Source organism: Cyclobacterium sp. L-R, assembly GCF_056859355.1.
Genome location: NZ_JBSXOH010000096.1, coordinates 44,675 through 61,655, shown reverse-complemented (window position 1 = coordinate 61,655; position 16,981 = coordinate 44,675). Strand labels below are relative to the sequence as shown.

Annotated in this window: 15 protein-coding genes; 6 read left to right on the top strand and 9 right to left on the bottom strand. The window is 39.9% G+C overall.

What is annotated here, in order from left to right; all coding sequences use genetic code 11:
- Nucleotides 1-16: 16 nt before the first annotated feature.
- The 5 genes from AC13EX_RS21535 (at nt 17) to AC13EX_RS21515 (ending at nt 4,677) form a co-directional block, all read left to right on the top strand.
- Nucleotides 17-766, top strand: coding sequence for a succinate dehydrogenase/fumarate reductase iron-sulfur subunit (locus AC13EX_RS21535; RefSeq protein ID WP_048640723.1), 750 nt, complete (start codon nt 17-19; stop codon nt 764-766).
- A gap of 206 nt (nt 767-972) precedes the next feature.
- Nucleotides 973-2,382 (top strand): sodium:solute symporter family protein, encoded by a 1,410-nt coding sequence (locus tag AC13EX_RS21530; protein ID WP_482894292.1) that lies wholly within the window; start codon nt 973-975, stop codon nt 2,380-2,382.
- Between the two features lie 33 nt (nt 2,383-2,415).
- The gene (locus AC13EX_RS21525; RefSeq protein WP_482894291.1) at nt 2,416-2,856 is read left to right on the top strand and encodes a GNAT family N-acetyltransferase; all 441 of its coding nucleotides are present in this window, start codon (nt 2,416-2,418) and stop codon (nt 2,854-2,856) included.
- A 1-nt stretch (nt 2,857) separates the two neighbouring features.
- Nucleotides 2,858-3,928: an alanine racemase gene (locus AC13EX_RS21520; protein WP_048640720.1), complete on the top strand. Its 1,071-nt coding sequence runs from the start codon at nt 2,858-2,860 to the stop codon at nt 3,926-3,928.
- Between the two features lie 164 nt (nt 3,929-4,092).
- Nucleotides 4,093-4,677, top strand: coding sequence for a porin family protein (locus AC13EX_RS21515; RefSeq protein ID WP_048640719.1), 585 nt, complete (start codon nt 4,093-4,095; stop codon nt 4,675-4,677).
- A gap of 77 nt (nt 4,678-4,754) precedes the next feature.
- Here AC13EX_RS21515 and AC13EX_RS21510 read toward each other — a convergent pair whose 3' ends face one another.
- The 5 genes from AC13EX_RS21510 to truA all read right to left on the bottom strand — a co-directional run bounded on the left by AC13EX_RS21510 (nt 4,755) and on the right by truA (nt 9,882).
- Entirely contained in the window at nt 4,755-5,648 is an 894-nt protein-coding gene (locus AC13EX_RS21510; RefSeq protein WP_482894290.1) for a carbohydrate kinase family protein, read from the bottom strand.
- Nucleotides 5,641-6,984, bottom strand: a complete 1,344-nt coding sequence (locus AC13EX_RS21505) for a sugar porter family MFS transporter (RefSeq protein ID WP_482894289.1) — start codon at nt 6,982-6,984, stop codon at nt 5,641-5,643. The genes AC13EX_RS21510 and AC13EX_RS21505 overlap by 8 nt, the downstream gene beginning before the upstream one ends.
- Nucleotides 6,985-7,244: 260 nt before the next feature.
- The gene (locus tag AC13EX_RS21500) at nt 7,245-7,940 is read right to left on the bottom strand and encodes a hypothetical protein (RefSeq protein ID WP_048640716.1); all 696 of its coding nucleotides are present in this window, start codon (nt 7,938-7,940) and stop codon (nt 7,245-7,247) included.
- Between the two features lie 355 nt (nt 7,941-8,295).
- A complete protein-coding gene (locus AC13EX_RS21495) occupies nt 8,296-8,817 on the bottom strand; it encodes a DUF4494 domain-containing protein (protein WP_048640715.1) in 522 nt (173 codons plus the stop codon).
- Nucleotides 8,818-9,090: 273 nt separating this feature from the next.
- Nucleotides 9,091-9,882 carry a tRNA pseudouridine(38-40) synthase TruA gene (truA, locus tag AC13EX_RS21490; RefSeq protein WP_048640714.1) on the bottom strand — a complete coding sequence of 264 codons (792 nt, stop codon included), beginning with the start codon at nt 9,880-9,882 and terminating at the stop codon, nt 9,091-9,093.
- 208 nt (nt 9,883-10,090) lie between these two features.
- Here truA and AC13EX_RS21485 point away from each other — a divergent pair, with 208 nt between their 5' ends.
- Nucleotides 10,091-11,599 (top strand): sulfatase family protein, encoded by a 1,509-nt coding sequence (locus tag AC13EX_RS21485; RefSeq protein ID WP_482894288.1) that lies wholly within the window; start codon nt 10,091-10,093, stop codon nt 11,597-11,599.
- Nucleotides 11,600-11,768: 169 nt separating this feature from the next.
- On the opposite strand, the gene AC13EX_RS21480 is transcribed toward AC13EX_RS21485, so the two are convergent.
- From AC13EX_RS21480 to AC13EX_RS21465, 4 genes are all read right to left on the bottom strand, one after another.
- A complete protein-coding gene (locus AC13EX_RS21480; protein ID WP_482894287.1) occupies nt 11,769-12,389 on the bottom strand; it encodes a transposase in 621 nt (206 codons plus the stop codon).
- 72 nt (nt 12,390-12,461) lie between these two features.
- Nucleotides 12,462-13,808, bottom strand: a complete 1,347-nt coding sequence (locus tag AC13EX_RS21475; RefSeq protein ID WP_482894286.1) for an enolase C-terminal domain-like protein — start codon at nt 13,806-13,808, stop codon at nt 12,462-12,464.
- A 56-nt stretch (nt 13,809-13,864) separates the two neighbouring features.
- The gene (gene dgoD, locus AC13EX_RS21470) at nt 13,865-15,133 is read right to left on the bottom strand and encodes a galactonate dehydratase (RefSeq protein ID WP_339709877.1); all 1,269 of its coding nucleotides are present in this window, start codon (nt 15,131-15,133) and stop codon (nt 13,865-13,867) included.
- A gap of 309 nt (nt 15,134-15,442) precedes the next feature.
- Entirely contained in the window at nt 15,443-16,981 is a 1,539-nt protein-coding gene (locus AC13EX_RS21465; protein WP_048640709.1) for a SusD/RagB family nutrient-binding outer membrane lipoprotein, read from the bottom strand.

The following is a 16,981-nucleotide window of genomic DNA, read 5'->3' as shown; positions in this document are numbered from 1 at the left end:
TAAAATTCATCATAATATGAATCTTACATTAAAAGTGTGGAGGCAGAAAAACCCATCTGATAAAGGGGGCTTTAAAGATTATAAATTAAGTGGAATTTCTTCAGACATGTCTTTCTTGGAAATGTTAGACGTTTTGAATGAAGACCTTTCAGAAAAGGGAGAAGATCCTGTTCATTTTGATCATGATTGTAGGGAAGGAATTTGTGGCATGTGTTCATTGTATATCAATGGGCAGCCTCATGGACCAACACAAACAACCACCTGCCAATTGCATATGCGTTCTTTTAAGGATGGAGATACCATCACTATAGAACCTTGGAGAGCCAATGCATTTCCAATAATCAAGGATTTGGTAGTGGACAGAAGTTCTTTCGATAGAATTATTCAGTCTGGAGGTTATGTATCTGTCAATACTGGTGGTGTACCTGATGCAAACGAGATTCCTATTCCAAAAATAATTGCGGATGAGGCTTTCGATTCGGCTACATGTATTGGTTGTGGGGCTTGTGTAGCTGCATGTAAGAATGCTTCGGCCATGCTTTTTGTGTCTGCTAAAGTTTCTCAATTGGCCTTGTTACCTCAAGGAAAAGTGGAGAAAAGAGAGCGCGCTGAGAAAATGGTCGCTCAGATGGATAGTGAAGGATTTGGAGCTTGTACAAATACAGGCGCATGTTCTGCAGAATGTCCTAAGGAAATTGACCTAAGCAATATTGCGAGACTAAATAGAGAGTATTTCGCAGCGTCTCTGAGTACAGAGGAAAGTTGAAATTTACCACATTGAAATATTAAAGACCGGACTTCCGGTCTTTTTTTTTGCTATACCATAATGAATAATAAATGTTTAACCCGGATTATGTAATAGAATGTCTATTGCATATTTCGGGTTTAATTTATAGTTCTTGTCTAAGGAGCTAGGTTTTGTGAGATATTTTTTTATTTATAGGTAGCAATTAATCAAAAAACATATACTAAATGTCAATTATAGATTTATCTATTTTTATTGTCTACATGCTATTGATGCTCGGTGTAGGCTTTTATTTTATGAGAAAAAATACTGGGCAGGACGACTATTATGTTGGTGGTAGAAATATAGGGAGCTGGCATATTGGGCTTTCTGTAGTTGCCACTGATGTAGGCGGTGGCTTTTCAGTTGGACTAGGTGGTTTGGGTTTCATGATGGGGCTCTCAGGTAGTTGGATGTTGTTTACGGGGCTGTTGGGAGCTTGGTTAGCTGCAGTATTTTTGATTCCCAAAGTAAGGGCCAATCCTGCTTTTGAAAAATTTTACACCTTGCCCCAGATCTTTCAGCATTTGTTTGATAAAAAAGTAGGAATCGCTGCTGCCATAATTTCCTTTGTGGGTTATCTTGGGTTTACTTCCTCTCAACTTCTTGCAGGAGCCAAATTAGCTTCTGGTACCTTTCCAACCTTAGATTTAAACATGGCCTTACTTATCATGGGCATCATTGCAGTGGTTTATACTGTATTGGGTGGTCTTAAAGCTGTGATATATACGGATACTATACAATGGATTGTGTTAATGGCGGGCTTTATATTTATAGGTTTGCCGGTCTCTTATTATCATGTTGGTGGATGGGAAGTTATTAGAAACACCCTTCCAGATGAATATTTCTCTTTGACCAATATAAAATGGCAGGATCTTGCCAATTGGGGCATTACCATACTACCGATTTGGTTTGTTGGGATGACCCTTTATCAAAGGATATTTGCTAGTACAGACGTAAAGTCGGCCAAGAAAGCATGGTTTATTGCAGGTTTGTTTGAATGGCCTATCATGGCTTTTATGGGTGTGTCTTTAGGTCTTTTGGCTAAGGTCGCGTTTGAACAAGGACTTATTGTAGAAGGTCTTGAAACGTTGGATCCGGAAATGGGATTACCTATTTTATTAAGTACTGTGTTGCCTCCGGGTATAATGGGTTTGATGATGTCTGCCTATTTTTCTGCAGTGCTTTCTACGGCTGATTCTTGTCTTATGGCTGCATCAGGAAATCTTACTACCGATATATTCGGTCGATTTTTGAAGACAAAAAACGATCAATACGTAATGCGGATGAGTCAGTTCTTTACATTGCTCATTGGAGTTATTGCATTAATTTTAGCCTTACAAATGACCAATGTGTTAGAACTCATGTTATATTCCTATGCTTTTATGGTTTCCGGATTATTCGTTCCCATTATTGCAGGCCTTTTTTGGAACATGCGCTCTCCCATGGCTGCCTTGGTATCCATGGTGATAGGGGGAGGAACAACAGCTGTTCTGTCTGTTTTGGAGCTTTCACTGCCATTTGGTCTTGATCCCAACTTTTTTGGGGTATTTGCATCTTTAGCAGTGTTTTTGCTTGTATACAAGATTAATAATTGATTAGTTAAAATTTAATTAAAATATAATTCATAAATGTTTACCTTAGAAACACTATCGGCCATTGACAATGCCACCTATCTGCAAAAACTTGAAATTGCTGACTTTTTATTTGAGCACCTTGATCAATATGGTGACCCCAAAGAGGATATCATGCGCTGCCTTGATTATGCACTAGATCAGGCAGGAGATAAAGGTGGTTTTTCTGTTTTGGCCAGAGAAGAAGGGAAATTAGTAGGGGTTGTAGTTGTCAATAAGACAGGTATGTCTGGCTATATTCCTGAAAATATCCTTGTTTATATAGCAGTGGATGCCTCACAAAGAGGTAAAGGCGTAGGTAAAAAGCTAATGAAAACAGCCATTGATATGGCGCAAGGGGATGTCGCCCTTCATGTTGAGCCGGATAATCCTGCAAAATTTCTCTATGAAAAATTGGGTTTTGAGAATAAATACTTAGAAATGAGATTGAAAAAATAATATGGCATTCTTAAATCTATATAGGGGCAAGCTGAAATCAAACTTTGAATTTTTGAAAAAAGAGTTTGAGGAAAATGATGTGTCATGGGGTATTGTGTCCAAAATTCTTTGTGGTAATCGAATGTACCTACAGGAGTTAATTAATATGGGGACCAATGAAATTCATGATTCCAGAATAAGCAATCTGGCAAAAATTAAGGAGTTAAATCCTGATGTTCAGACTGTTTACATCAAGCCTCCATCTAAAAGGAACCTGGGAGATGTGGTAAGGTATGCGGATGTAAGTCTTAATAGTGAATTAAATACCATTAAGTGGATTAGTGAGGAAGCCGTAAAGCAAAATAGAAGCCATAAGATTATTATTATGGTAGAAACTGGAGACCTTCGCGAAGGAGTCATGGGAGACCATTTGCTGGATTTCTATGCGGGAGTTTTTGACTTGCCTAATATTGAAGTGATAGGTTTGGGAACTAATTTGAACTGCCTAAATGGTGTACTTCCTTCGGCGGATAAACTGATTCAGCTTTCTCTTTACAAACAGATCATTGAGCTTAAGTTCAATAAGAAGATACCTTGGGTGTCAGCAGGGACCTCGGTTACCATCCCGCTTATGCTTCGCAAGCAATTGCCTAAGGGAGTTAACCACTTTAGAATAGGGGAGACCCTATACTTTGGCGTTGATTTGGTTGAGGAAAAAACCATTGAGGGAATGCATGACAATGTCTTTGAACTGTTTGCTGAGATCATAGAAATGCAAGAGAAGCCTTTGCTTCCCACAGGAACATTGGCCTCGAATCCTCAAGGAGAGGTGACAGAAATAGATGAATCTCTTTATGGGCAATCCTCCTTCCGGGCAATTTTAGATTTGGGTTTACTTGATGTAGATCCGAAATACCTTTTACCTGATGATGGGGCATTCGAAATTCTGGGAGCCAGTTCTGATATGATCATTATTAATTTGGGTGAAAATCCTAAAAATTACAAGGTTGGCGACCTTATTAAATTTCAACTCAAATACATGGGGGCTCTAGCCATTCTCAATTCCAGTTATATTGAAAAAAGAGTTGTTTGATCTGACTTAATCAGCCAAACAGCAAGGATGAAATATGGGGAAATATTGTGTTTTACCTGAGTTTAAATGGTTGGTTCATTTGTGTTATATTAATATTTGATTAATAAATAATCTCTGGCATAGAATTGGTATCAATTAAAACCTAAACCAATTATTTTATTACTATGCACAAACTAGGACTATTACTATCGTTTCTCCTGTTGGGGACAGTGGCCGTACAGGCGCAAAATGAATCAGGATTTGGAGTAAGAGGTGGAGCAAATTTCTTCACCTGGGGTGGATCGGATGTCAGTAGCAATGACTACAACAATCGAGTTGGCTTCCATGCAGGATTTTATGGAAATGGATTTATTTCCGATCGGTTCTCAATTGAGCCAGGGCTGTATTACTCTGTGAAAGGAACACAAAATGATGATATGGTCAATTCCAGAGCTGTATTGGATTATGTTGATTTGCCAGTATTGTTTAGGATTTACGCTACAGATGGAGTGAATCTATTTTTTGGTCCACAGGCTTCTGTTCTAGTAGGTTCAAGCTTTGAAGCTGATGCCTTAGGGAATACTTATGGTTGGGATACTGACAATATAAGTGATTTTGATGCGGCTGTGGTCGTAGGCGTTGGGTATAATTTACCGAAAGGTCTTAATCTTCAAGCTAGCTATGATTTTGGAATTAATCCCGTATTCAAAGACTCGGATGCCTCAGTTTACAACAGAGGATTTAAATTATCCGCCGGTATTAGTTTCTAATTAGAGGTAAGCTAATTACTTCTTCAGGATGTATTCACCTTCTGAAAAATAAAATGAACCCTTTGGAATGGCTTATCTCATTCGGAGGGTTCACTGCTTTTAATTGTAGCAATGTCTTCATCGTTGTATTGAGGTGTTCCTCCATTGAAGGTGGCCACCAATGCCCCTAAAGCACAGGCGAAATCAAGAATTTTTTCGGGTGATTCCTTCGCTAGAAATTTGCTGACAAAGCCAGCCAAAAATGCATCTCCGGAACCCACAGTGTCTTGCACTTCAACAGGGTAGCCAGGATGTTTGATGATTTCTCCCTCTTGATAGATAGCCGCTCCTTTACTTCCCAGGGTTATGCACACCAATTCAAAAGAAAACAGCTCACTTAATTTTTCCAGGGCTGCATCCATCTGGTTAGGCAAGTCATAGAAATTGGCAAGCAGGGTAAGCTCATCCTCATTTATTTTTAATATATCCGCTTTGGTCATAAGTCGATCCAATAAATCTGCGGTATAATAAGGAGGACGAAGATTGATGTCGAGAATTTTTAATACAGGAGTCTCTAGAAGTTTGAAAAGCGTTTCCTTGCTTTCTTCTTCTCTAGCTGCTAGTGAACCGAAAATTATCGCATTGACATTCCTTGCTACTTTCTCAATGTCTTCAGTCCATTGAATATGATCCCATGCTACAGGTTTTACAATTTCATACTTGATGTTCTCCTTGTCCTGATCGTCTACTATTACACTTCCTGTGGGATACTCCTTGTCTACCTGGATAAGCTCCTGGTTTAACCCATACTTTTCTGTAAATGCCAGTAATTTACGGCCAGGTTTGTCATCTCCAACCTTAGAAATCATTTTTACATCTAAACCAAGATGCTGAAGATGTAAGGCAACATTCATAGGTGCACCACCAGCAATGCTTTCTTTAGGGAATACATCCCACAACATTTCACCAAAACAGATTATTTTTTTAACCATTGTCTTTTACAAATTCTTTTTGAATTTCTTCAAGTGAACGACCCTTAGTCTCTGGCATTTTAGTAAATACCCATACCAATTGCAACAACATCATTAATGCAAAGAAGCCAAAGATGACCATTGGACCAAATTGGTTGGCCATTAAAGGGAAAACATTTGCGATAATGGCAGCCAAAATCCAGTGGGTGAAACAGCCCATAGATTGTCCATGTGCACGGAGTTCATTGGGGAAAATTTCAGAGATGAAAACCCAAATGACAGCCCCCTGTCCAACAGCATGTGAAGCAATAAACATGAAGACAAATACCGGCAATAAAGAACTATTGATCTCTGCACCGGAGAATGAAAAGGCAATTAGAAGTAAGGATACAATATATCCGAATGAGCCTATGTACATTAATTTTTTTCTACCGATCCTATCAATTAGAAATAGCCCTAACATGGTGGCAACTATATTTATTACACCGATCCCAACAGTTGATAGTAAGGCACTTTCAGCACTGATTCCTGCCATATCAAAAATTCTTGGAGCAAAATAGATGATGGCATTTATTCCTGAAAGTTGATTGAACAATGCGATGAAAATTGCGAGCATTGTTATTTTTATGTATTTCTTATTGAACAAGGCCATAAAGCCTACCGTAACCTTATTAAGCTTTTTCTCTTCCAGGGCAAGTCTAACGGCTTCTTCCACACCTTCTGGATCTGTCTTTTTAAGGATCTTTTCTGCTTTTTCAAAATCACCCCATTTAGCAATCAACCATCTTGGGCTTTGAGGTACTCTCAATACCAAGAGTGTATAGATTAAAGCAGGAATAGCCTCCACACCTAGCATCCATCTCCAGCTGTTTACTGCTATGTTTATATCGATAAGGTAATTTGATAAATAAGCCATTAGAATGCCAAAAACCAGATTGAATTGATACAAAGCTACTAACTGACCTCTATTTTTTGCAGGTGAAATTTCACTGATGTACATCGGGGCAACTACTGAAGATGCTCCTACACCCAATCCTCCTATAAAACGGAAAATCATAAAAGAATAAATCTCTGGAGCTATAGCAGATCCTAGAGCGGATACAAAGAAGAGTATACCTATCCAAATCAATGATTTCTTTCTACCATATTTGTCTGCAGGGATTCCTCCGAATAGGGCTCCTATAACGGTTCCATATAAGGCGATTGCAATTGCGAGTCCATGACTCCAATCACTTAAAGACCATAATTCCTGAATCTGCCTTTCAGCACCGGAAATAACAGCAGTATCAAATCCAAACAAAAAACCTCCCAATGCAGCTACAAGGGAGAGAAACAGGACATAACTATTAATTTTCATAGGTTATCTGGGTGTGAAGATTTTTTAAATCTAGAAAGTTATGGGCTTTTTTAAAAATATATTCTGAATTTAAATTGAAATGGATTTGTGAAAGCTTTATTTATAAATCCTTAATTAAACATTCTCTCTCCAGTTAGATTGTTCTAAGCGGCAGCTTAACCTTCGGGCAGTTTCAAAGTTTAATTTATAGCCTTAGGAGATCTCCATAATAAACCTACTCGTTTTATTGCATACCGTTGGTGGTTAAACAAGCTGCTGAATCAATACTTGTAACCTATGTAAATCCTATAATAAAACTGGAGTTGCATCAACATGTCAGCTTTGATTCGTTTCTGTTGTAAATCATTACCATCTAGTTGGCCGAAGGGACTGTATATAAATGTAGATTCCAAACCAATGTCAGCATTGGATTTCAATTCCTTAAAAATGCCAACGCGGAAAGGAATGTAAATTCCTGAGTCCGACGCATCGTAGGTCTCTGATCTTCCTCTTGGGTCATTTGGAATAATCCTTTCATCCCTACGGTCGGCGTAGAAATACCCTAGCCCTAAACCTGTATAAACTTTGATTAATGAAGGAATATACCCGCTTAAATTTGGATTGATATGGTAAATAGGCATAACGTCTCCATAAAAAACATTTCCAGAAAAGGCATGAGGGAGGTTTGCGGCAGCAATTACATCGATTTGCTCTTGATTGTAATGATCCCCGCTATTTATCATCTGCCAGCCTAATGTTCCTTTGAGGTCAAAGTAAGGGGTTAGTTTCTTATGGTAATCAACTGAAATGGCTGGTAATACCTTAAAATTGAATTTGCTGTGTACCCCTGTGTTGTCCCCATACATAAAAGAAGGGCCAATTCCAATCCCAAGCCTATCCGTACGGTCATCCTGAGCCACGACTGAATTGAACGTCAATAAAATAATACAAACTAAAAATGTTAATGAGCTTTTCATCGCAGTATAATTTCCTTCTAACCAATTCGTAAGTTAATAATAACTTATTAATATATAAAGTAATATGTATTTCGTAATAAACAAAACAATTTTCATTTAGAAATTGTTGCTTTTCGATTTATATACGTCGATAGTGCCTGATCCAGATCTGCTTATGGTTGAGAAAAGCATTGAAGCCATAAGGTGACCTTTTGTAGATTTTCTTCGAAGAATGAATTTGGGAAGGTTCCCTCCAAGTTTCTAGTCGTATACCAATTAGTCCCCTCATACCTGAAAGCTATATAGGTAAAAAAAGGAGATGGCTTTTTGGCCATCTCGGGTATGATTTATAAAGAGAAGAAGTTCTTGACCTTGCTTAGGATTGGGTTTCTTCTACATTTTCACTTTCATTCTCTACCTCTGATAAAGGTTTTAAATTATCGGGAATAGCGGGATTTAATTCCTCATCATCCTTTTCGTAAGGGAAAATTTCTACGATTGGGCTTTCTGAAATATCAGGAACATTAAAGCTTACAAGCATATTGTTCAGACTTTCATAGATACGGTCGTAGGCTTCCTTGAGGTTGTGGGCTGTTACCAACATGTATTGGGTAACCTTTTTCTCTTTGCCACTGTCTGCATCGGCTACAATATAGGTGATTTTACATTTATGCCAGACATCCACATCATCGAAGAAAAAGACATCTACGATATTGCTTTTACTAATACTGGTAACTTGAAAATCTCCTCTGATGACACTTCCTAGCATGTCATATATCCTGGCTTCAGCCTCTGTAAAGGATACTGCATCTACTAGGTATTGTTCTGAGACATTTTTGAGAAGTCCCTCCTCATTTTCCTTGGCATACTTTACCTTACACAAAAACCATGTTCTCATAACTGTATTACTTCTTAACGATGAAGTTACGAAGGTAATCTGAAATCCTAAAAACAAAAAAAGCTTTGGAAGAAATCAAGCAAATTTGATTGAATTAATTGTTGTAACCACTCAGGGTCATCCAAATAATACAGGTGAAAAGACATTGAAAAACAGTTAGAAGTACTTAATTCAATACCCTGACATGGTTTATGCAATAAGCTTTTTATTCAATCTATAATTTTCGGATTTGTAAGAAAAGAACAAGTAACTGCTTGGGTTTGTAGATTTAATTCAAAATAAATTGTCTTTGAAAACAACTTTTTCAAGAATTAAGCCATTTGCTGGTGCTTTACCGCAAAACGGAGTTTTCTCCTGGCTTTGAAGTGCATATTTTAAATCAGCTAAAGTTATATCACCTTTACCTAGTTGGAAAAGTGTTGCCGTCATCCTTCTTACTTGATGCATGAGAAAGCCTTCCCCAATAATCCTGAATACCTTTACGTTTTTTTCAGGTAGGAAAAAATGGTTTTCAGGAGGCGTTTCGATTTTGGAGTGGATTATATTCCTTACGAAATCATCCGTGTTTTTGCCTTGGGTGCAAAATCTTCTAAAATCATGTCTTCCTTCAAATAAGGCCGCCCCTTCCTGCATGATGTTTAAATCTATCTTTAAGCCAGCATAGGCAACCGACCCTGCATACATGGGGTGTGGTTTTTCACCATAGGCGAAATAATAGCCATAACTTTTACTGGCAACATCCTGAATGATGTTGAAAGCATACGTGGATTGAGCAGCACTCAAGATTTTTATGTCAGAAGGGAGGGATTCATTTAAAGTGGCAATGTATTCCTCGGGATTGATCTCATGGCTTAATAATAATTCAAAGGCTCCATAAAGACAAGAAACACCTGTGTCAGTCCGGCTTGAACCCAGTATATTGAAATCTTCGTGCTTAAGTACAAATCTGAAAGTTTTTTCGAGTGTACCCTGAATGGTTTTAAGACCTTTCTGAACTTGCCATCCATGGTAGCGGATTCCCAGGTATTGTAAGCGAAAGACATATTTAAAAGGCTTTGTCTGCATGGTGCAAAGCTATAAATTGAGAGATAAATTGCCAACTATGACTAGGAAAGGATTGCACTCAATTTTGGCAATGCCCTAATTGTAAAATGGAATATACCAAGTTTTTAATTATCTTGGATTTCTAATTAATAGCCATCATTAGGTCTTCTTTATCGAAGAAAATGCCAGGTGCTTACTAACAGTAAAAATTAAAAATAACCCAAAGAAAATGACCGTAAATAAAATTAAAGCCATACTTGGGGCAATATGTTTATTGCTTTCTACATCCATTACCTACGCTTTTCAAGAAGCGATTGAAAGGCCCAATATTTTGTTTATTTTAACTGATGATCAGGCCCCATGGGCTTTTGCTTCCTCGGGGGATCCCAATGCTTATACACCGAACTTGGATAAACTAGCAGCAAAAGGAGTGTCTTTTCGCAATGCTTTTACCACCACTCCGGTATGTAGTCCTTCACGGACCAGTATAATGACAGGGCGTTATGCCAGTGAATACAATATTTTGGATTTTATAGTAAGTCCTAACCATAGTAAATTGACATTTGATCCTAATGTGAATGCCGGACTTGATCCTAAGAGTATCACATTTGCTGAGATGCTTCAAAAAAACGGCTACCATACAGGTTTGGTAGGGAAGTGGCACTTAGGAGACTGGTCAACTGAAGATGGGAAGCAATACCATCCCAAAAACCATGGCTTTGATTATTTCTCAGGTCTTTTGGGAGGTGGGACAAGTCCTGAAAATCCTGAATTGGAAATAGATGGGGAAGTAAAAATTGTAAAAGGTTTAACCACAGATATTTTGGCAGACGAAGCTATCTCTTTTATTAAATCCACAGGTAATTCCCCATTTCTTTTGTGTTTCAATACCCGTGCCCCACATTCTCAATGGTTGCCTGTAGCGGATGAAGATTGGGCACCTTTTCAAAATATGGATCCCATCTTACCGAATCCGGGCTATCCAGACCTTAACATTGCAAAAGCCAAAAGAAAAATGAGAGAATACCTTGCCAGTACTGCCGGAATGGACAGGAATGTGGGTAGAGTCCTTGCAGCACTTGAAGAAAAAGGCCTTATGGACAATACCATAGTTGTTTTCATGTCTGACCATGGTTACAATATGGGGCACAATGGCATAGAACATAAAGGGAATGGAAAATGGATTACAAAAAACATCCCCGCTGCTACTTCCAATATTAATACCGGCTATCGACCCAATTTATTTGATAACTCTATAAAAATACCTGCCATTGTGTACTGGAAAGGAGTGACTCAGGCGGGAAGAAAGATAGATCAAACTATCTCGGTGCTTGATATTTACCCTACGCTTCTTGAAATGGCTGGAGTTGGGCTTCCTTCTGAGACTGAACATAAACTCAGAGGTCGGAGCTTGGTTCCTTTAATTAAAGGAGAAGAAGTCGCTGATTGGGACAATGATTTTTATTCTGAATACAGTATGGTCAATTATGCGACTTCCTTTTTAAGAAGCTACAGGACTCCAGAATGGAAATTGGTAAGGGACTTTATGGACCCAAAAAGAGATGAATTGTATCATATCGCCCTCGATCCCGAAGAAAACATTAACTTGATCAACGACTCTAGCGAAGAGGTTCGGCAAGTAATTGAAGTTCTCCACCAAAAAATATTAACTAAAATGAAAGAAATTAACGATCCGTTATTGAGCGAAATTGAGGTGGATAAAGCGTATTTCAGGTAAGGGGTTTGTGTAGAGGAATATAGGGTGATCTGTGATTTAGTGATGTGGTGGTTCTCGCTTGATCAGATGAGATTCGATCATACTTTTGCACTATTGGTTTTTTATTTTTCATCCCTCCTAAAAAACAATACTCAAAATAGCTATTACCTATATGGGTTCATAAATAAGGTTAATCTTCGAATTGTAAAATAACGTCTCTTTTTTTCATCTCCTGATGCAAAGATAAAAAAGCATCGGTTCCCCCAAACCAAGAAAGGCCTTCTTTTTTAGCTAGTTTGGTTGGTTTCGTTTTCAAATAGGTGTGCCAACTACTGTGTGGCCAATCTGAAGGGGCTTTTACAAACCCATGGTGTACCGGGTTATTGTGAATATAGGCGATCAAGGCTGTGAAATAATTGTCCGAATCTATAAGCTTTCGGTGAAAACGTGTAATAAAGAGATTGCCTTTTCTATTGAACATTTTGTTGTAGGCTTGTGAGTACGCGTTAAAAAGATTGGAGAATTGTCTGCTGAAAAGTGTAGGAAGATTGATTCCTTCGAGGGTTTGAAGCCTTTGAAGGGGGCCTGTTTTTTTCAACTCCTCTTGCCGTCGAAACCTTATCATCAAGTGAAGGTGATTGGGCATAAGGCAATAAGCGAAGGTATCTCCAATTGGATAAATGTATTTTGAGTATTTCTCGAGAAAATAACGGTAGTTTTCCTGGGAGCGGAATAGGTTTTCGTTTCCAGTGGCGTGTGTCCAGATGTGATACATACCTTCAGGCTCCAGTGGTATCCGTGGATCAGTCATTTTTCGCTTCTATTTTAATAGCCCTCCAAGGGTTCAAAAACCCTTGGAGGGCTGGTTAATCGTGATATTTCTTTAAGGCCTAATAATCGTCCCATCAAACTTCCTTACTGTCCAGCGAGAATTGGTGTGCATGGGGTATTTGGCGGCCAGCTTTTCGTTGATGTCAACACCCAAACCTGGAACTTCATTTACCCACATATAGCCATCCTTCATCGTAGGTGATCCTGGGAAAATCTCTCTGGATAAATCCGATATTCTGGCAGCTTCCTGAATGCCGAAATTCCAGATGGCAAGGTCTATGTGTGCATTGGCCGCATGACCTACCGGAGACACATCTCCTGGGCCATGCCAAGCAGTTTTTATACCATAAAATTCACCCAGTCGAGCCACTTTCATGGCTGGAGTAATTCCGCCAATCTGGGAAATATGAATTCGGATATAATCAAACAAGCGATTGGTCATAGGCTCTTTGAATTCATTGATATTATTGAACAACTCACCCATAGCCAAAGGGACGGTAGTGGCATTTCTTAATTGTTTGAACCATTCCATCTGTTCGGGAGAGAAAGGGTCTTCAATAAAGAATGGATTGTATGGCTCCACACTTTTGATGACGTTAATGGCGTCTATGGGGTCTAGTCTTTCATGAATGTCATGCAGTAGTTCGACTTCCTCTCCACATTGCCTCCTTACGGTTTTAAATAATTTTGGCACATCCTTTCTGTATTTGCCCTGATCCATGTACTGGTCTGTGTTACGGGCAAAACCTTGTTTTTTAAAGTCTGGTTCGCCGGAAATCCCTGCCCCGCCATAACCTCCTTGCTGAATCCTTACATAACGGTAACCCTCCTCCATATAGGAGGAAACCTGGTTGGCCGCTTCCTCTGGGGTGTTGCCGCTTGCGTGGGTATAGCATGGAATGGCAAACCTACATTTTCCTCCTAGCAATTGATAGGTAGGCATGTTGGCGCGTTTGCCTTTAATGTCCCATAAGGCCTGGTCAATCCCACTGATGGCATTGTTGAGTACTGGTCCATTTCGCCAATAGGAACTTACAAAAAGCGACTGCCACATGTCTTCGATATTGTCAACATCTTTGCCTACGCAAAAATCCTTAAGGTATTTTTCTATGGCGGTTATTACAGCAAAGGCCCTTTGGGTAAAGGTGGCGCAACCTAGTCCGTAAAGACCTGGTTCGGAGGTTTCTACTTTTATTACGATTAGGTTTGATCCACTTGGAGCTAGGCCTATGGCTTTTACATTGGTGATAGTCAAAGGGGGGAGCCCGTTGAGGTAGGCTGGTTTTTCTTTTTCAGGTGCTGCCATTGCTTTTGGGTACATTCCTAGCATTCCTGCCATGGTACCTAGCCCCAGTCCTTTGATTAAATTTCTTCTTGTGTTGTTTTCCTTTACTTTCATTGTTTATCGACTATAAGATTTATCGTTTCTGTTTTATATTGCTTGATTGGAAATTCCTACCAGTCCACCACTGATCCATCCCTTGGGTCATAGGATTGAGGATTGGTCCAGTCGTGGCCTATCTTGTCTTGTAAGGCATCCTCGTCCAACTCAATACCTAATCCCGGTCCTTTTGGAATAAGTACCGTGCCGTCTGATTCCAGCTTAAATGGTGTTTTTAGATAGCCTTCTCCCAATGAAACTTGTTCTTGTACCAGGAAGTTGGGTACGCTAGCCGCTAAATGCAGGCCACAAGCCAAGGAGATAGGGCCCATAGGGTTGTGTGGAGCGATGGCTGCATAATAGGCTTCTGCCATCCCGGCAATCAATCTTCCCTCTGTCAATCCACCAGCATGACAAAGGTCAGGCTGAACTATGCTGGCAGCACCTTTTTCTAAAATCTCTCTGAAACCCCATTTTGTAAAAATTCTTTCTCCAGTGGCAATAGGTAAATGTGTTCCTCTGGCTATTTCTGCCATCACATCCACATTTTGTGCTTGACAAGGTTCCTCTATAAACATGGGTTGGTACTGTTCCAATTCTTTGATGAGTACCTTGGCGGTTTGTGGGGAGATAGATCCGTGGAAATCTATTCCAATATCCATCTCCGGTCCACCGGCTTCTCGAAGGGAGGCGAAATTGTCCGAGGCATATTGTATGAAAGCTGGGTTCTCCACTATTCTGGCAGGCTGTTTTTTAGCTACACCTGTTTTGATTACGGTATAACCTTCCTGCTTTCTTTTTTTCATGTCTTCGGCATTAGAGGCTCGGCCGTATATTCTTACCCGGTCTCGGGTAGGTCCTCCGAAAAGCTCATAGACGGGCACACCGAGCAGCTTTCCTTTAATGTCCCAAAGTGCATGATCAATGCCGCTTAGGGCTGAAGTCAGGATAGGACCTCCTCTATAAAAAGCATGGCGGTAAATCGCTTGCCAGTGATGTACCACATGTCTAGGATCCTTGCCGATTAGGTATGGTTCTAATTCTTTAATGGCAGTTTGTATGGTTAGTGCTCGGCCTTCCAGTAAGGGTTCGCCCAGTCCTACTACACCAGCATCTGTATGGATTTTTAGAAAAATCCAGCGTGGTTTTACTAAAAACGTTTCTAGTTTGGTGATTCTTACTTCGCCTGCCTTGAAGTTGGTTGGGCTAGGTTTGTCAGCATAAGAAGAAAGTGGAAGGAGTAAGCTCGTTCCTGCTAGTCCTAGAACTGACTGGATGGCATTTCTCCTAGTCACAGGTCTGGTGGCTGGTTTTTTTATGACTTTTTTTTCTGTTTTTTTCATTGATTATTGGGTTGTTGTTTAAATCTTTGTTTTGTGAAATTATTGCTGGGTTTTCCTTTTGAAGCAGTGTGAGGCCTAAATTCTTGTCCGAGCAAGCTTCAAAAAAATTCCAGCATGGTTTGTACTCCTGTTTTGTGGTTAACTGCTGCACTTAAGTAATCTTCTTCTTTTAGTGAATATTAAGGTGTAAAAAGAAAGCTAGAATTTAGTGTACAAATTAAACTATTAAAAACCATCTGTGGAATAAGTTTTGGCTTTCACTAAAAAAACGAAGCGTACCTGCATAATTAAGACAGGTACGCTCCCTTCTTAAGGTTGATCCCACCAAACTCTTCGATCCAGATTGTTGGGGCCTTGTCTGCTTATAGCTTCCTGTAAATTGGAGCGGTTGACTACTGTTTCAGAGTCAGGATAAGGCATACTCCTGATAAAATCTCCAGTGATTTCAGATCCTGCATAAGGGTTGGGCTCCAATGTTGGGTATCCGCTTCTTCTGAAATTGGCAAATAACTCTGATCCGTCTAGGAAGGCCGAAATCCAATATTCAGTATTGATCTGTTCCAAAGCCGTTTCACCTACTAGGGGGTGGTTGGCGATATACGTTTCGGCATCCTGCTCCGAAACAGTGGCTTCCACATCATAAAGTGCCATTTGCTCCATATTTGCCCTTATTCCCTCTTCGTAATAAGTGGAGGCATCGCCTTGTACCCATCCTCTTACAGCTGCCTCAGCCAAGAGCAGTTGGTTTTGGGAATAGGTGAGGAAAAACTGGGGAGAGTCCACTTTTAAAACTGTGTAAATATTTGCTTGCGTATAGTCCCAAAGGCTTACCACGCCCGTTTCAGCTGAAACACTGTTGATGGAAACATCATCGTGGCCCATGGGCATGCCTATTTGTAGGTCCGGGTCTCGGGTTATTCGGCTTATTGTTTGACTTGGGCCATTGGTAGCTCCCACATGTCTGATGGCAATGGATACCAGTCTAGGGTCCTCATTGTCTTTAAGGTGATTGACAAATGGTTCAGTTAGGTAGTAATTGGCCTTTTCCCTTGCTCCCAAATGAACGCCTAGGTAATTGTTAAAGATGGAAGTGTTGCGAAGTACGGCATTTTCCTCATTGGAAGAAATCAAACCTCCAGCCACGGCCTTAGAAACATAGGTTTCAGCAGTGGAGGGGGCGACTTTGGTTAGTCGCATGGCGGCACGCAACATTAAAGAGTAGCCGAATTTTTTCCATTTTAAAGGATCCCCACCATATAAGATTTCACTTGTGGAAGATGGTTTGGAAGGGTCTAGGCCTGCTGTGGCTTCTTCCAGTTCTTTCAATAGGTCCATATAAATGGTTTCCTGACTGTCATATTTTGGCGTGACTATTTGCTCTATGAAACCTTTGGCTCCTTCAAAATAAGGGATGTCACCATAGGTATCTGTCAATACCATATAAGCATAGACTTTCCAAATCCTCGCTGAATGATACAGGTTGGTGTTTTCTGGGTCTACCTTGCTTTTTTCAACCGCATCTACCGTGTTCTTTAGGACATTGCGGTAGGTGTTAATCCATATATGTTGTGAATTGGACAGGTTCAATTGGTTGTAATTGGCTCCGGCTAAGGAGCTGCCAAAAGGGGTGATAATTTGTTGTACAATTCCAAAGTTATAGGAGAGGTCTTGCAAGGAGCTCACCCCATCTCTATAGCGCATGTCAAGAATTCCCTGATTCAGTAAGAATAGCGGGTTTAAAGTAGTTGGGTCAACCAGGTTGGTGTTGATTTCATCAAATTTCTCATCACAACTGAAGAATCCCACTGCCATAACCAGGCTCAAAAGGTATTTTGTTAGCTTTTTCAT

What these genes read in the sequence shown, in the direction of transcription:
- truA (WP_048640714.1), bottom strand. Translation starts at nt 9,882, where the DNA reads ATGCAGACAAAGCCTTTTAAATATGTCTTTCGCTTACAATACCTGGGA.
- AC13EX_RS21530 (WP_482894292.1), top strand. Translation starts at nt 973, where the DNA reads ATGTCAATTATAGATTTATCTATTTTTATTGTCTACATGCTATTGATG.
- AC13EX_RS21465 (WP_048640709.1), bottom strand. Translation starts at nt 16,981, where the DNA reads ATGAAAAAGCTAACAAAATACCTTTTGAGCCTGGTTATGGCAGTGGGA.
- dgoD (WP_339709877.1), bottom strand. Translation starts at nt 15,133, where the DNA reads ATGAAAAAAACAGAAAAAAAAGTCATAAAAAAACCAGCCACCAGACCT.
- AC13EX_RS21495 (WP_048640715.1), bottom strand. Translation starts at nt 8,817, where the DNA reads ATGAGAACATGGTTTTTGTGTAAGGTAAAGTATGCCAAGGAAAATGAG.
- AC13EX_RS21505 (WP_482894289.1), bottom strand. Translation starts at nt 6,984, where the DNA reads ATGAAAATTAATAGTTATGTCCTGTTTCTCTCCCTTGTAGCTGCATTG.
- AC13EX_RS21475 (WP_482894286.1), bottom strand. Translation starts at nt 13,808, where the DNA reads ATGAAAGTAAAGGAAAACAACACAAGAAGAAATTTAATCAAAGGACTG.
- AC13EX_RS21485 (WP_482894288.1), top strand. Translation starts at nt 10,091, where the DNA reads ATGACCGTAAATAAAATTAAAGCCATACTTGGGGCAATATGTTTATTG.
- AC13EX_RS21525 (WP_482894291.1), top strand. Translation starts at nt 2,416, where the DNA reads ATGTTTACCTTAGAAACACTATCGGCCATTGACAATGCCACCTATCTG.
- AC13EX_RS21520 (WP_048640720.1), top strand. Translation starts at nt 2,858, where the DNA reads ATGGCATTCTTAAATCTATATAGGGGCAAGCTGAAATCAAACTTTGAA.
- AC13EX_RS21515 (WP_048640719.1), top strand. Translation starts at nt 4,093, where the DNA reads ATGCACAAACTAGGACTATTACTATCGTTTCTCCTGTTGGGGACAGTG.
- AC13EX_RS21510 (WP_482894290.1), bottom strand. Translation starts at nt 5,648, where the DNA reads ATGGTTAAAAAAATAATCTGTTTTGGTGAAATGTTGTGGGATGTATTC.
- AC13EX_RS21535 (WP_048640723.1), top strand. Translation starts at nt 17, where the DNA reads ATGAATCTTACATTAAAAGTGTGGAGGCAGAAAAACCCATCTGATAAA.
- AC13EX_RS21480 (WP_482894287.1), bottom strand. Translation starts at nt 12,389, where the DNA reads ATGACTGATCCACGGATACCACTGGAGCCTGAAGGTATGTATCACATC.
- AC13EX_RS21500 (WP_048640716.1), bottom strand. Translation starts at nt 7,940, where the DNA reads ATGAAAAGCTCATTAACATTTTTAGTTTGTATTATTTTATTGACGTTC.